At 61.8% G+C, this 15,083-nt stretch carries 11 protein-coding genes; 6 read left to right on the forward strand and 5 right to left on the reverse strand.

Annotated elements, in window-relative coordinates; all coding sequences use genetic code 11:
• Positions 1-50 precede the first annotated feature (50 nt).
• Positions 51-2,216 carry an FUSC family protein gene (locus ACYQR9_RS18195; protein ID WP_419952599.1) on the forward strand — a complete coding sequence of 722 codons (2,166 nt, stop codon included), beginning with the start codon at positions 51-53 and terminating at the stop codon, positions 2,214-2,216.
• Positions 2,217-2,284: 68 nt separating this feature from the next.
• Positions 2,285-3,721, forward strand: coding sequence for a cardiolipin synthase (gene cls, locus ACYQR9_RS18200; protein WP_207411958.1), 1,437 nt, complete (start codon positions 2,285-2,287; stop codon positions 3,719-3,721).
• Here cls and ACYQR9_RS18205 read toward each other — a convergent pair.
• From ACYQR9_RS18205 to ACYQR9_RS18215, 3 genes are all read right to left on the reverse strand, one after another.
• A complete protein-coding gene (locus ACYQR9_RS18205) occupies positions 3,612-4,463 on the reverse strand; it encodes an endonuclease/exonuclease/phosphatase family protein (protein ID WP_244477999.1) in 852 nt (283 codons plus the stop codon). The genes cls and ACYQR9_RS18205 overlap by 110 nt on opposite strands.
• 111 nt (positions 4,464-4,574) lie before the next feature.
• On the reverse strand, positions 4,575-4,757 hold the full coding sequence (locus tag ACYQR9_RS18210) for a DUF3606 domain-containing protein (RefSeq protein WP_056427268.1): 183 nt from the start codon (positions 4,755-4,757) through the stop codon (positions 4,575-4,577).
• A 162-nt stretch (positions 4,758-4,919) separates the two neighbouring features.
• The gene (locus ACYQR9_RS18215; RefSeq protein WP_207411957.1) at positions 4,920-5,282 is read right to left on the reverse strand and encodes a hypothetical protein; all 363 of its coding nucleotides are present in this window, start codon (positions 5,280-5,282) and stop codon (positions 4,920-4,922) included.
• Between the two features lie 99 nt (positions 5,283-5,381).
• Between ACYQR9_RS18215 and ACYQR9_RS18220 the strand changes: the two genes are divergently transcribed.
• The 4 genes from ACYQR9_RS18220 to ACYQR9_RS18235 all read left to right on the forward strand — a co-directional run bounded on the left by ACYQR9_RS18220 (position 5,382) and on the right by ACYQR9_RS18235 (position 12,362).
• Entirely contained in the window at positions 5,382-6,314 is a 933-nt protein-coding gene (locus ACYQR9_RS18220) for a LysR family transcriptional regulator (RefSeq protein WP_056427262.1), read from the forward strand.
• Positions 6,315-6,462: 148 nt separating this feature from the next.
• Complete coding sequence (locus tag ACYQR9_RS18225; RefSeq protein WP_156467756.1) at positions 6,463-7,251, forward strand: ABC transporter permease; 789 nt, start codon at positions 6,463-6,465, stop codon at positions 7,249-7,251.
• Between the two features lie 7 nt (positions 7,252-7,258).
• Positions 7,259-8,014 carry an ABC transporter ATP-binding protein gene (locus ACYQR9_RS18230; protein WP_461227610.1) on the forward strand — a complete coding sequence of 252 codons (756 nt, stop codon included), beginning with the start codon at positions 7,259-7,261 and terminating at the stop codon, positions 8,012-8,014.
• Between the two features lie 136 nt (positions 8,015-8,150).
• Positions 8,151-12,362, forward strand: coding sequence for a glycosyltransferase (locus ACYQR9_RS18235; protein ID WP_461227611.1), 4,212 nt, complete (start codon positions 8,151-8,153; stop codon positions 12,360-12,362).
• A gap of 554 nt (positions 12,363-12,916) precedes the next feature.
• Here the strand turns inward: ACYQR9_RS18235 and ACYQR9_RS18240 are convergent.
• Both ACYQR9_RS18240 and ACYQR9_RS18245 read right to left on the reverse strand, forming a co-directional pair.
• A complete protein-coding gene (locus tag ACYQR9_RS18240; RefSeq protein ID WP_461227612.1) occupies positions 12,917-13,867 on the reverse strand; it encodes a rhamnan synthesis F family protein in 951 nt (316 codons plus the stop codon).
• A gap of 42 nt (positions 13,868-13,909) precedes the next feature.
• The gene (locus ACYQR9_RS18245; RefSeq protein ID WP_461227613.1) at positions 13,910-14,827 is read right to left on the reverse strand and encodes a glycosyltransferase; all 918 of its coding nucleotides are present in this window, start codon (positions 14,825-14,827) and stop codon (positions 13,910-13,912) included.
• Positions 14,828-15,083: the final 256 nt, after the last annotated feature.

Raw genomic sequence — 15,083 nt, forward strand, 5'->3', positions numbered from 1 at the left:
CGGGCAGGCCGCCCGGCGGAGCGCCCCAGTTGCCTCTCTCCCCGAAACCCATGGCCAAGACGGGTGCCCCAAGGTCCGGCGGCCTCAGGCGCGGGCGCGTGGCGGACTTCCTGATGGGCCGGGGCTCCCTGTCCGCGCCGGGATCGAACCTGGCCCGCCTGCCCGTCGCCCTCGACCCGCGCGGGCTCAGCATCATCGAGGGAATACGGGCGGCCTGCGCCTTCGGCACCGTCATCCTTCTCCACGAATTCGTGGCGTGGTCGCCGCTCCTCATCATGGCGCTGGCGGCCAACCTCACCTGCTTTGCCGATATCGGCGGTCCGGTGCGCTCCCGCCTGATGGTGCTGGCCGTGTTCTCGGTGCTCGGCAGCCTGATCTGGAGCCTGTTCGGTCTGCTCCAGCCCCATGGCCCGGCCGTGGTCGTGCCGCTCGCCACCCTCGTCATCTTCTGCTGCACCTATGCCCGTGTCTGGGGCGTGCAGGAGCAGACCGCCGGCAATGTCCTCGTCCTCGTCCTGGCCTTCGCTCTCGACCGTCCGCTCAATGGCAGCGAGGCCGTCATCGCCGGTGCGATGGTGCTGGCCGGCGGCCTGTGGGCGACGGTGCTGGCCCTCGCCCTATGGCGGCTCAACCCCTATCGCCCGACCCAGCGGGCCGTGGCCGAGGTCTGGCGCAGGCTCGCTCTGCTCAGCGGCGATCTCGAAGACCTCGCTGCCGCCGAGGAAGCCGATGCGACCGGGTTCGACGACCATGCGCGCGCCCATCGCCGCGGCGCGCGGGAAGCGATCGAACTCGCCCGCAGCCTCATCGTCGACATCGCCCGCAGCCGCGAGAGGGTTTCCGACCGCACCGCCCAGGCCCTGATCCGGCTGGAGACCGCGGAGCAGATCTTCGCCGCCCTCATCGCCCTGTCCGACCGGATCGAAGCCGACCGCAATCCCAATCGGCAGGTCCGGACGCGGCGTCTGTTGCGTCGCCTGAGACCGCTCCTCCTCGTGGTCGCGCGGGCGATCCGCGACGACACCGTCCTCGACCTGCCGCGCATCGAGCGCTCGATCGCGCGGGCGGGGCGCGGATTCGCATCCGACCCGGCTCTCAAGGCGCTGGCCGAGCGCATCCTCGACCGCGTCCGCATCGGGGCCAAGCTCTCGACGCCGGAAGGGTATCGCCCCGGCGGCACATTATTGGGGAGCGCCAGCTTGCCCTTGCGCCAACGGCTGCTCGGCCCGTTGAAGGCGAACTTCACCCTCGCCTCGCCGAACCTGCGGCACGCGATCCGCGCCAGCGTCGTCACCGCGCCTGTCCTCGGCCTCACCCTGCTCTGGCCGGGGCCGTTCACGCATTGGCTCACCATCACGGTGGTGCTGACGATGCAGCCCTTCTACGCCGCTACCTGGCAGCGGGCGCTGGAGCGGATCGGCGGCACGGTGCTCGGCGGGCTGTTCGGCGCCCTCCTCGCCAGCCTCGCCACGACGACCCTGGCGCTCTCGGCCCTGATCTTCCCCTTGAGCATCATCGGTTTCGCCGCCCGGCAGGTGAGCTATGCCTTCTTCATCGCCTGCCTGACGCCCCTGGTGGTGCTGCTCGTGGAGGTGATGGAGCCAGGCCATGCCTCCTGGGAAGTGGCGGGCATGCGCGCGCTCTTCACCCTACTCGGCGGCCTCATCGCCGTGGTGAGCAGCCTGCTTCTATGGCCGGTCTGGGAGCCGGATCAGGTCCGCCTGGAACTACGAAAGGCGGTGAAGGCGCATGCCGATTTTGCGCGCACCGTGCTCTCGAACCGGGCGGAAGCCGAACGGAGCGGAGCCGCCGAAGCCGCGGCGCGGGCCAGCGGCCTCGCCCTCAACACCCTGGAAGCCGCCCTCTCTCGCGCCCTCCAGCAGCCCCGCGCCGGGCGCCACCCGCAGGTCCAGACCGCGATGGTCGCCGATGCGACCCTGCGCCGGATCGGCGCGCGCCTGTCCGCCCTGCGCTATGCCGCCGACCCCAGCACCGATGGGCCTGTCGGCTGCGCCTGGATCGCCTGGATCACCGAGACCCTCGCCCGTCTCGCCCAGGAGGGCAGCGCCCTGCCCTCCCATCCGGATCTGCCCCGCCCCGATTCTCTCGTCCGTCTCGTGACGCAGGTGGAGTTGCTCGCCGAGACCCTGCGGCCACCGCGTTCGCGTGCGGAGGCGCTTCCTCCGGAGCCTGCCGCCGCGCCGGGCAGAGGCTAGGTTTTTCCGCGGGCGCGGGGCTAAAGAGGTCCGCGTTGCGCGATCCCGTTTTCAGGCTGGGGTGATCCTTGGAAGACCTCCTCCACCGATGGCTGCAGGCGACCGGGTCGATCCGGGCCGAGGTGCTGGCCCTCCTCGGCATCGTTCTGGCGCTTCTCGTCACGGTCCATGCCCTGTTGCGCAAGCGCGAGATCGGAACCGCCATCGGCTGGATCGGGCTCGCATGGCTGTCGCCGATCTTCGGGACGGCCCTCTACGCGATCTTCGGCGTGAACCGGGTCTCGCGCCGGGCGCGCCAGTTGCGGGTAAGGCCGTCGCAGCGGGCGAACGCCCCGGCCCTTCCCGACGCCACCGTGCCGGACGAACTCCGGCCCCTCGACCGCGCCGTCCGGCAGATCACCCAGCTACCCCTCCTCGGCGGCAACGCGTTCGAGGCCCTGCGCAACGGCGACGAGGCTTATCCGGCGATGCTGGCGGCGATCGAGGGCGCGCAACGGAGCGTCGCCCTGTCGAGCTACATCTTCCGCAACGACATCACCGGTGGCCGCTTTTTCGAGGCCATGCTGGCCGCCCGGCAACGGGGCGTCGAAGTGCGGGTGCTCATCGACGGGATCGGCAGCGGCTACTTCTTTCCTGCCATGGCGCGGCGCCTGCGCCGGGCGGGGGTGCCGGTCGGCCTGTTCATGCATTCCGCCCTGCCCTGGCGCATGCCGTTCCTGAACCTGCGCACCCACAAGAAGATCCTCATCGTCGATGGGCGCATCGCCTTCACGGGCGGCATCAACATCGCCGACGAGAACCTCGTGGCGACGTCGCCGCCCGACCCCGTGCGCGACAGTCACTTTCGCATCGAAGGTCCGGTGGTCGAACAGCTCTCCCAGGCCTTCGCCAGCGACTGGGCCTTCGTGATGGGGGAGGAGCTCGACGGTTCGCACTGGTTTCCCCCGCTGGGTGCGGCGGGCGAGATCGAGGCGCGCGTCGTCACCTCCGGCCCGGATGCCGATATCGAGAAGATCGAGTTCGCGGTGATGTCGGCGATCAGCTGCGCTCAGCACAGCATCCGGCTGGTGACACCCTATTTTCTGCCGAGCGAGATCCTGTCCACCACCCTCGCCCTCGCGGCGACCCGCGGCATCCGCGTCGACGTCATCATCCCTCGTGCGAGCAACCATCGTTTCGTCGATTGGGCGACGCGGGCCCATGTGGCGCCCCTGCTCGAGAGCGGTGTGCGGATCTGGCTCGACGAGCCGCCCTTCGACCATTCGAAGCTGCTGGTGGTGGATGGCGAGTGGAGTTTCGTCGGCAGTGCGAACTGGGACATGCGTAGCTTCCGACTGAACTTCGAGCTCAATGTCGAGGTCTATGACCGCGCCTTCGCCGACCGGCTCGACCGGTTCATGCGGACGAAGATGGAGGCGCGCCTGACGTCCGAAGAACTGGCGCGGCGGTCGCTTCCCGTCCGGCTGCGCGACGCAGCCGTGCGACTAATGCTGCCATACCTCTGATATCGTGCGCCGTCGGCTGCGCCGGGGCCGGGGCGAGGTGCACGACGATGGGCCGGTGATCGGAAGCGCCGCGCGGCAGTACCGTACGCCCGAGGCAGGCGAGGCCGCGTACGAGGCAGCGGTCGATGCGCAGGGGCACGAGGTCCACCATGGCATGCGTGGGAATGCGCGGCCCGGCATCGCGAAAACCCGGCAGCAGGGCCGGACCGATGAGATTGTAATCGCCGATCACCGCCGCGCGCGCCGGAAGGCTCTGCTCGATCCGCCGCAATTGCCGCCGGTTGAGCACCTGCCCATGCGAGAGATGGACATTGGCGACCCCGAAATCCCCCATGTCGAGAATCTGGCAGACGCGGTCGACCAAGGCGCCGGACGGCAGCTTGATGACGATCGGAGGCGCGGCCCAGGCCACCGGGCTCCACATGGCGAGGCCATGGATACGGCCGGGCAGCGGAGCCCAGGCATAGTCGCCTCCGAGCCGCTCTTTTATCGATGCGATCTCTTTCGTGGCCTCCTGCATCAGCAGGAGATCGGGCTGCTCGCGTAGGACGAGTTCGACGATGCTGTCGACCTTGGCACCCGTGCGCCGAAGCAGGTTCCAGCTCACGATCTTGCGGAAACGGCCACGGTCCGGTGCACTGAGGGCGCGCAGGTCGGCGCTGCGGGCGGATTCTGAGACGGCGTAGCGGCGGTCGTTCAGCATGCCGCCCCAGGGGAGCAGCCCGTGTCTCTTCAGTGGCACCCGCCCGCCTCCCGCTCTCGCCCGTCGCCGCGTCTCAACGCGCCTCGTGGTCCCGACGTTTCCCGTCCCGCTGCGTCTCGTGCCGGCGACCTCTGGCCGGCATCCGCCCGATCAGCGCTTCTTGCCGAGTTCGGCGGCGATGTCCTTGACCATATGGCCCGCTTTGCGGTGGGCGGCGATCAATTGATCGCGCGTGACACCCCAGCGTTTCATCCAGTGCTCCACGGCCTGCCGCTCGGACAGATCGAGCCTGTCCTTGTCGATGAAGCCGCGCTTGTCCTTCAGTCCTGCCATGAATCCTGTCCCACCATGAATTCCACCTCGCGGAGAAAGCCCAAGCGATGATGGACGGTTCTGCCCCGCAGGACAGGCTTCGTGAAGAGTGCCCCCGCACGCTTCCGAGCAATCGCCCGGGCAGACGACGATGAGCCACACTCATCGTCGTCTGGTGTTGCCTCAATCGCGGGCGGCGGCCTCCCGTCGCGGCTCGGGCCGGGGCCTACTCACCGCGACCGTGTCGCCGGAGCGGGTGATCTCGATGGAATCGGCCGTTGCACCGAGTTCCTGCGGCGTCGAGAGGGTCACGCTCTGGCCGGAAGCCAGGATCGTCTCGAACCGCACGGCGCGACTGGTTTCGGTGCGGGCCAGGGTCACGACGACCCGGTAGCCCTTGGGTTCGGTGGTATAATAGGCCACGCCGGAAAGATCGCCGAGGCTGACGCTGCCGCCCCCCAGGGGCCTGATCGTCTCGGCGGAAGCTTGGCCGGCGAGAAGGGCACTGGTGAGGGCGGCGCTGGTGATGAGGTTGCGAAAGGTCATGGTATCTGGACTCGCTCGTTGGGCGGGGCGCGGCGCGCCCTTGCTTCGAGACCGAATATGCCGTGCGCTGCAGCATGGATCAAAAAGATAGAATCGATAATGACTATTGATCACGTCGATCTGTCGCGCATCGATCTCAATCTCCTCGTGGCCCTCGATGCCTTGCTGGCGGAGCGCAGCGTCACCCGCGCCGCCGCCCGGATCGGCATCGGCCAATCGGCCATGAGCAGCAGCCTCGCCCGGCTCCGCACCACCTTCGGCGACGAACTCCTCACCCGGGCACCGGAGGGGATGCGCGCCACCCCTCGCGCCCTCGCCCTCGCCGAACCCGTCCGTACCCTGCTGCGCCAGATCCAGTCGCTGGTCCGGCGCGACGAGGCGTTCGATCCGCGCAGCGTAACGCGCACCTTTACCATCGGCCTGCCCGATTCGACCGAGGTGCTGCTCGGTCCGCGGCTCCTGGCCTATCTGCGGCGGCACGCACCGGGGATCAGCCTGCTCCTGCGCTCCATCGACCGTATCCGCATCCTGCAGGAACTCGATGCGGACAGGGTCGATCTCGGCATCGGCACGTTCAGCCACGGCCAGACCCACCACAAGCAGAGGCTGCTCTACCGGGACCGCTACGTCTGCCTGTTCAACGCCGACCTCGTCGGGCTCACTCCGCCGATCTCGCTGGACGATTACCTGCGCTTTCCCCACGTGCTCACCAGCCTGAAGGAAACGGCGCATGGCGTGGTGGACGACGCTCTCGCCCTCCTCGGCCTTCGCCGCGACCTTGCGGTGACGACGCCACGCTTCCTCGCCGTGCCCTTCCTCGTGCGGAGCGCGCCCGTTCTCACCACCATGCAGGAGCGCCTCGCCACCCTCTTTGCCGGAACCCTCGGCCTCGCCGTCAGCCCGGCGCCGCTGGCCCTCGACGAGGTGGCGATCTCGATGCTGTGGCACGCCTCCTATGACGACGACCCGGCCCATCGCTGGTTGCGCCAGACGCTTCTCGCTCTCGCCGACGACGCGGCACAGGTCGGTTGAGACGCTTCGACTCGCGCGGCCCGGCACCACGTCCGGTCCAGATCTCCTGCCCCCGGCGACCCAAAACTTGCCAATGCGCGCAGGCGCGTGCTTTGGGAGGGCCGGCATCGGCTGCTCCGCAGGAGCAGGGCTCCGGGAAAGAGGCCGCATGGGTTTGGTAGCAGGAGGGGTCGCCGACGTCGTCGGAGGCTTCGGCGCGTGGCGCATGTGGTGGATGCTGGCCAAGAACGACGTGATCCGTCGGTATCGCCGCTCGCGCGTCGGCCAGCTGTGGCTGACCCTCAGCATGGCCGTGATGATCTTCGGCATGGGCGGGATCTACGCCTCGCTCTTCGGCACCTCGATGGCCGATTACCTGCCCCATCTCGGCACAGGCCTCGTGCTCTGGGGGTTGATGTCGCAGACCATCAACGAAAGCTGTTCGAGTTTTACCGATAACGACAGCATCATCCGGCAGGTCGCGCTGCCGCGGTTCACCTACCTGTTGCGGACGATGGCCCGGAACCTCTTCATCTTCGCGCACAACCTGATCATCCTGCCGGTCCTGTTCCTCGTCACCGGCACGGTGATCGACTGGCACATCCTGTTGTTCGTTCCCGGCCTGCTGCTCGTGCTCGCCAACCTGGCCTGGATTGGCTACCTCCTGGCCATCCTGTCGGCGCGGTTCCGCGACATTCCGCAGATCGTCGCGAGCGTCGTACAAGTCGCCTTCTTCGTCTCGCCGGTCGTGTTCAAGCCTTCTCAATTGCGGGTCGACCATCCCGTGCTCATTCTGAACCCCTTTGCCAGCATGCTGGACGTGATGCGCGAGCCTCTGCTGGGCCATCTGCCGAGCGCAACGTCCTATCTCATCCTGCTCGGCCTGCTGGTCATTGGCTGGCTGATCGCCCTGGCATTCTCGGGCAAATATTCGCACCGCGTCGTGTACTGGCTCTGAGGGCAGGATGGCTCATATCGTCCTCGACAAGGCGAGCGTCGAGCTCGCCGTCTACAATTCGCGCGGCCGTGCCCTGAAGAGCGAGATTCTGCGTCGCACGGTCGGCGGAGGCCTGCAGAACGACCGCGACAGCAGCGTCCAGGTGGTGAAGGCGCTGAACGCGGTCAGCTTCGAAGCGCGCGATGGTGACCGGATCGGTCTCGTCGGCGGCAACGGCGCCGGCAAGACGACGCTCCTGCGGGTGCTCAGCCGGGTCTATCCGCCGACCTCGGGGACCGCCACCATCGAGGGGCGCATCTCGTCCCTGATCGACCTGTCCATGGGCATGGACGGCGATGCCACGGGCTACGACAATATCGAGATGCGCAGCATCATGCTGGGGCTGAGCCACAAGCAGGCCCAAGCGATCGTCCCCGACGTCGAGGAATTCAGCCAACTCGGCGAGTTCCTCTCTCTGCCGATCCGCACCTATTCCAGCGGCATGATGCTGCGGCTCGCCTTCGCGGTCAGCACGGCCGTCCATCCCGACATCCTGATCCTCGACGAAGTGATCGGCGTCGGCGACGCCTCTTTCGCGGAACGCGCCGAGAAACGTCTGCACGGCATGATCCAGAAGGCCAGCATCATGTTCCTCGCCTCCCACGACAACGCCTCGATCAAGCGCTTCTGCAACCGCACGCTCTGGATGAAGGGCGGCACGCTGATGATGGATGGCGCGCCGGACGAGGTGTTGGCGGCGTATGCGGCGGACGGGGCCGGCTGAAGGGGGAATAATCTGCGCGGAGGAGTGATTTACTCTAACTGTTTCGCAGAGTTGCCCTGCATCTAGAAATTAAAATCGATAATTTAAATAGATCGAGAGCATAAACTAATGTGGATCGCCGGAAAAGGATTTGTTTATGCCCATCAATGAGCACTCCTACGATGCAGAAAATATGGGTGAAATGATTCTTCGCCTTAGTATTGGGTCGGAAGTGGATTGGCCTCCCGAGCACCTCGCGATGAGCGCTTGGATAGAGCACCTTCCTTTTGCTTTCTGGCTCATGAAAATTCTGCGCCCGAGGATGCTCGTCGAACTCGGCACTGACAAGGGGACATCATACGCCGGCTTTTGTCAGGCGGTCGAATCGTTGCATCTCGATACGAATTGCTTTGCTGTAGATACATGGAAGGGTGACCAGCACGCCGGTTATTATGATGAATCTGTTTTTTCCGTAGTCAGCTCTTTAAACGATCAGCGATACAAACGCTTTTCGTCGCTCATGCGCACAACGTTCGACGAGGCTATCACGCACTTTGCGGATGGTGAGATCGACGTTTTGCATATCGATGGGCTTCATACTTATGAAGCCGCGAGAAATGATTTTGAAGGGTGGAAGCCTAAGCTTTCAAAAGCTGCCGTTGTACTGTTTCACGATACAAATGTTAGGCAGGGCGATTTCGGCGTCTGGAGATTATGGAACGAGCTCGCTGCTGATTATCCTCACTTCGAATTCCTGCATGGTTATGGCCTTGGGGTACTCGGCGTCGGAACTCATCTTCCCGCGCCGATCCGTCATCTGTTTGAGTCCGTCGACAATCGAAGCGATCTCCAGGGCGTCCGAAGCTTTTTTGCAGCACGCGGTGCGGCGGTGCAGGCGGAATTCGAACTTCGGAAGGCGCGCGCCGACTCCGCGACACTCGCCGCCGAAGTTGCCCAATTGGTGTCGTCGCAAGATCGTCTCGAGCGCGAACTGACCGATTTCCGCTCCGTGAGGGAGGTATGGGAAACCGAGCGCGACCAACTAAAAGCGGAAGCCTGCGTTCTCCGCACACGCGCAGAGACACATGCTGCCGCGCTGGCCGATTTGTCCTCCGCGAAGGAGGCATGGGAGACCGAGCGCGACGAACTAAAAGCGGAAGTCTATGTCCTCCGTACGCGCGCGGAACAAGCGGCCCTGGACTACGCGCACCTGAACGAACTGAGCGCGCGTTTGCGGGATGAGTTGGAGAGCATCGAAGGACCCCTGTCGTTAGCGAAGGCGCATCGTGAGGCTCTTCTCTTATCGACATCTTGGCGTGTGACAGCGCCGATGCGAGGTGTCAGTCTCGCCATGCAGCGCCTGGGCGGTCAGCGGAAGGCTCGTCATGGGTGGATCGCTCTTCAGAGCGGGCGGGTCCGGCGTATCGCCCGGCTGGTCCCAGCCATGAGCCAGCGCGCCGGTGGACCAATAAATTTAGCACGTTTAGGCGTTCGGACATTGCTTGCCGATGGTGTCGGTGGTGTTCGGGCCAAATTACGTTCGCTCGAAACGGGGACAATAATCACAGATTTGGGTCTATCCCCGTGCGATCCCAATGACACTGCTCGAGACATTTTTGCCAAGCAACAATCGGAACTCACGATTGCCCAAGCCGTCGAGCTCCAGAAGACCTTTGTATGCCAGCCGCTAATTTCGGTAATAATGCCAGTCTATAAAACGCCAGTGAAGTGGTTAAGGCGCGTAGTAGAGTCTTTGCAAGCGCAATACTATGGTCGCTGGGAGCTATGCGCGGTCGATGATTGCTCGCCGACCGATGAACAACGCAATCTATTAAAGGAGCTTGCCGCAGGCGATCCACGGGTGCGCTTCTCTGTGATGGAGAAGAACGGAGGTATTTCCGCGGCGTCCAATGTTTCGCTCCAGATGGCTCGCGGCGAATTTATCGCCTTGGTAGATCATGACGACGAACTCACGCCCGATGCATTCTTCCGCGTTGTCGAAGCGCTGAATCAAAATCCCGATGCCGACTTTTTGTACTCAGACGAGTGCAAGGTGGACGATACAGAGCAGAGTAAGCTGTTCCATTTTGTTTTCAAGCCGGACTGGTCTCCTGAAGTTATGCTGAATAGCATGGTTACTGGTCATCTGACGGTCTATCGCAGAAATTTGGTGGAATCCGTCGGCGGGTTCCGGGGCGAGTACGATTTTTCGCAAGACTACGACCTCGCTCTCCGAATGTCGGAGGCTACCGATCGCATTGTTCACATCGAACGTGTTCTCTATCTCTGGCGTGCGATTCCCGGATCTGCCGCAAGCGGTGGAAAGGATTATGCGCGCGAGTCGAACATTGCAGCACTCAATGACTCGTTTCGACGCCGCGGCATTCCCGCCGAAGCGCAGCCTGGCCCTCTAGCCAATATTCCCAATTTTGACTTGCCCTTCGACAGTACAAAAGTTTCTATCGTCATTCCCTCGGACTCCGCTAGGAACCTGCGCCTTGCATTGGATGCTATTCGAGTCGGCACCGGGTATCCGAACTATGAAGTCGTAGTGGTTTGCAACGGACCGGTGGCCGAACTCCTCAGCGAGGAGTACGCCGATTGGAAGTCGGCACGTTTCATCAAATATGATAAAAAATACAATTTTTCTGACAAATGCAACGAAGGTGCACGAGCGGCGCATGGAGATATTGTTGTTTTTTACAATGACGATGTATTTCCTATGCAGAACGATTGGATCGAGCGCCTTATTGAATGCCTCTGGATCCCAGGAGTAGGGGGTGTTTCGCCTAAATTACTCTACGAAGACGACACGATCCAGTACGCGGGCATGATCTCGGGAACGCCGGGCCTTTGTGGCACGGCGTACAATCATGTGCATGTCAACAGCTTTGACTCTTTCCTCACCATGCATCAGTGGATCAGGAACGTTTCAATCCTTTCGGGCGCGTGTTGCGCTCTGCGAAAAGAGACGTTCCTGCAGATTGGGGCCTTCGATGAGGTGAACACGCCCGACGGCCACTCCGATATGGATCTCAGCTACAAGCTGATCGAATCGGGTCTGCGTTGCGTTTATAATCCGCATGCAGTGCTCCGTCATATTGGAAATCACTCGTGGGGAAGCAAAAAATCTAAATACAAAGCTGATATATTCGCTCTCAAGCGCTGGGGATCGCTTCTTTCACGGGATCCGAACTTCACGGAATCAATGAAGGCGGTTCTGTATCGTGATTTCACGTTTGAATATAGGATATTTGCTGATCATATTGATCCGCACCTTCAATACTCTGGTCCAGACGTTCTCTTCGCTTCGCATGAACTCACGATGACGGGCGCGCCGCGCATGTTGTTTCATGCTGCGAAAATAGTGAAAGAACGCGGAGGGTTTCCTGTGGTCGTGGCTCCGAGCGATGGCCCCTTGCGTCATGAACTCGTGCAGGAGGGCATCGTCGTCATAATCGACGCGTCTATGAACAATCACCATTTCTTGGTTGAGCGCTTCGCCCGAAATTTTGACCTCGTTGTCGCCAATACCATGGAAACTGTGGAGTTGGTGAAGCAGCTGTCGCGCGTTCCCATTCTTCGTACCATATGGTGGCTGCACGAAGCGAAAATGCTCGCTGGACGACAGAGCGAAATGAAGGGCGTTTCCTGGGAGCGCATTCAGGCGGTATGTGTCAGCGATTATGCTCGGCGGTTCATGTCGAGTGACATCAATGTCAAGATTCTGCACAACGGCATTCCGGATCAGCGCAGCCTCAGCGAGCGTGTAGATCCGACGTCGCGATTCACATTCCTGGTGTCCGGTACGGTCGAGCCTCGCAAGGGCCAGGATATCTTCGTAGAGGCGATCGCAGCGCTGCCTGAAGAGATTCGTCTACAGTGTCGTTTTATTCTCACCGGAAAATTTTGGTCACACCATCATGAGTACTGGGAGAATATCAAGGCTCAGATGGTGAGAATGCCCGAGATCGAATATATTGGTGTGCTGGATCACAAGGCGCAGCTCGAAGTCATGGCAGGCGCCGATGTGTTGGTATGCTGTTCTCGGGACGAGTCATTTTCACTTGTCGTTGCCGAGGCCGCCATGCTTTCGACGCCAATTATCCTGAGTGACGCGGTGGGGGTTTCCACGCTGTTCGATCGAGATTCTAGCTTCAAGTTTGAGACAGGTGATGCCCTGTCTCTCGCTGAGCAGATGCGTTCGGCCTTCATGCAACGTGATACGATAAGCCAGATGGGAGCCGCAGCGCGCCGGGTGTTCGAAAAGGAACTTTCGCTGGAAATCTTTGCGGAACGTTTTGCTGCGCTGATGGAGGACCATCTCGAAATCGAGCCAACTGTATCCCCAAGACTGGTCGAACCCTGATAGTCGGATTCACGCGATCGATCGGGGGCGGCGGTTGCCGCACCCGGAAAAGATCTTGCGAACATCGCCGAGGCGGCTGGCTACGGATTGTAAGGAACAGCGCGAGCAATCCCAGCCCGGTGGCGCCAAAACCGACCATGATAGCCGCCGCTGAGGGATGCGCTCCCATCAAGTCGCGCTGATCGGCTCCGTTAAGTCACTCCGGCAGTACCCTGTTCAGGCGCGCCCACGCGCCTGGCCTTCCACCACTCGCTCAGGCTGCAGCCAGAGGCCTTCCCTGCCGGCAGGATCTCCCAGGACAAGCCGGAGCGCAGCACGAACGGGATGCCGGTCGCACGGTTCTCGATAGAGCCATGGTCGTCTGACGGCCGTTGAAGCAGCGGTACGACCTCATGCAAGGAATTGTCAAAGCGAGGGGTGCCGGCAAAGTCATACCAAGGGACGCCGACGCTCCCGGTGCTATTCTGTTAGTTTACCTAAAGGTTAATCGTCGATATGCGGTCGTAGCGTTGCTTTTATTCTGCAAAAATATGCCATGTAAGATTGGTTTTATTCTAAATATGACGCAGAATCACGCGTTTTAGTGAATAAAATCTACTATAAATATAGTTGAACAGGCTTGCTGCTCTGCGTCCCGCTGCGGCGTAAGCATAATCTCGCGCTACGAAGAATTGGGGATCATTTCGGGAAGCCGGTTCGCAACGTGGGGATGCGGCATCGTCCTTTCGGCCCTTAGACGTGCGGACAAGATGGTCTTTAATCATCGGTACCAGTTCGGGACGCTTCGCCGCGACGACGTCTATCCATCTGGAGATCGAACCGATGCGGCAAGGGTTTACGCGGAGGAGTTCAATTTTGAGGAACGGTATATCCTCATTTTCGATAAGCTCGCGCCATAGAAAATGACTGGTGTTAGATGATATTCTTAATCTTTGACCATTATTGAAGTTGCCGTCAAACAACGCTCTTATATTATAGCCGTTTGCAATCAAACTCTGCGAAAGTCCCACTTCGCCCTTTCGGATGATCTCTGACTTCGACATCTGGTGAAACGGTTGCCTGAACACGCTTCGGAACGCCAAGCTTGCGTGGACGTGCGGCTCGAAGATAATGAACCAGCTTTGCAGATGGCGATTGATTTCTCTGCTTTCGATCATCCCGTAAACATCTGACGACACGCTGGTAAGGCGTTCGATAGCCCGGATCAGATCGCCGATCGGGCCGTAAACGCTATCATTCGCGATCATGAGTTGCCCGGAAACGAGGCTTGCGTACCTCTCGATACCGAGCGCCCATGATGCGAAATCATGGCCGTTGTTCTCACGCAGAATGACGTCGTGGGCGACAGACCGGAGGCGTAATATATCGTCGGCAGAGAGGTCCGAGGTAGAAATGACGACAATGTCGAAGCCCGCAGCCCGGATCGCCTCTAAGTAATAAGGGACATAATCTGCAAGAATATTGTCTTGATCAAAGTGTGCGAAGAGGCATAAGTTCCGAAACATTTAACTATCCAAGGGGTAATTGAACTGTAATTGAGAAAATTATCATGGCGAGGATTTCCCGAGCACGCTCTCTCGCGTTTCGAGCTTGCCGCGGGCCCCGTCGATCAGGCCGTGCCAGAGAGCATTCCGTGTATCCCTCGAGAAGCGGTTATGGACGAGGTATGCGACGACGCGCAGGGGGAGGGCCAACAGTGTCTTGGCTTTGTGGGCGAGCGGCACGTGCGCCATGCGGAGCATCGCCAATTGGTTGCGCAGGAAGGTGTAGAGCCGTCGCGGCGGCTGGTCGGTGAGTAACAGGCCGAAAGGGAGCCGGATCAGGCCGCGCCCGAGTTCATGCGCCATCAGGACATCGTCCGCCATCCAGATCGAGTAGCCGAGGTGATTGGCGCGCATGCACCACTCGATGTCGATGGCGTCGATGAAGAAATCCGCGCGGAAGGGGCCGATCGGCAGCGCTGCCTCGCAATCCACGAGGGAGCCCGAGGAGATGACGAACTGCACACGCGTGACATGCGCCTCGTCATTGTCGCTCGCCTCAACCGGGGGCGCCCTCAGAGGCTTGCCGGACCAATCCGTCGGTCGCGGGCCAACGATGGCGGGGCGTTCGCCCGCTGCATACAGATGTCCATGAAGTGCTGCGAGCCGTGGGATCGTGCCCTCTTCTGGCAGGCTATCCTGATCGAGAAGGAACAGGAAATTGGCGCCCTGCTGGCGGGTATGATCCAGAAGCGCGTTATAGGCGACACCGAGGCCGAGATTGCTGCCGGGGCGCATCACCGACAGATCCGTCCCGTGTGCCGCCGCGCGGAGGGTTTCCTCGTCTTGCTGGGAGAATGCGGAATTCGCATAGATCACGATTTCCCGAACGTCGGGCGCTAGCACGCCGACGAGACGGAGAAGGTTCGCCTGGTCGGGATGATAGATGACGATCCCGGCTATCGTCTGCGTTTGCGCGGACAAGGTGGCTTCCCGTTGCGGTACGTAGAGGCGGGACTGCCATTCCGGTGAGCGCCGCGCAAGCTGCGGACGTCGCGTCGCGGGAAACGGTTCGTCCGGGCGAATGACGGAACCTGCCGCGAGCGAGCCCGTTATGGTTCAGCTAAGAGACTCTCCCTTCACCCGCCCGGCTCACGCCGCGGCGGGTTTTTCGTCGCAGGGTGACGGCGCAATCGATCCTCACCGCCGCTACCGCGTTTCCCAGGTTCCAGTAACATCC

The sequence above is a fragment of the Methylobacterium sp. CM6241 genome (genome assembly GCF_054817845.1).

What these genes read in the sequence shown, in the direction of transcription:
- ACYQR9_RS18240 (WP_461227612.1), bottom strand. Translation starts at nt 13,867, where the DNA reads ATGTTTCGGAACTTATGCCTCTTCGCACACTTTGATCAAGACAATATT.
- ACYQR9_RS18210 (WP_056427268.1), bottom strand. Translation starts at nt 4,757, where the DNA reads ATGGCAGGACTGAAGGACAAGCGCGGCTTCATCGACAAGGACAGGCTC.
- ACYQR9_RS18215 (WP_207411957.1), bottom strand. Translation starts at nt 5,282, where the DNA reads ATGACCTTTCGCAACCTCATCACCAGCGCCGCCCTCACCAGTGCCCTT.
- ACYQR9_RS18235 (WP_461227611.1), top strand. Translation starts at nt 8,151, where the DNA reads ATGCCCATCAATGAGCACTCCTACGATGCAGAAAATATGGGTGAAATG.
- ACYQR9_RS18220 (WP_056427262.1), top strand. Translation starts at nt 5,382, where the DNA reads ATGACTATTGATCACGTCGATCTGTCGCGCATCGATCTCAATCTCCTC.
- ACYQR9_RS18225 (WP_156467756.1), top strand. Translation starts at nt 6,463, where the DNA reads ATGGGTTTGGTAGCAGGAGGGGTCGCCGACGTCGTCGGAGGCTTCGGC.
- ACYQR9_RS18195 (WP_419952599.1), top strand. Translation starts at nt 51, where the DNA reads ATGGCCAAGACGGGTGCCCCAAGGTCCGGCGGCCTCAGGCGCGGGCGC.
- ACYQR9_RS18230 (WP_461227610.1), top strand. Translation starts at nt 7,259, where the DNA reads ATGGCTCATATCGTCCTCGACAAGGCGAGCGTCGAGCTCGCCGTCTAC.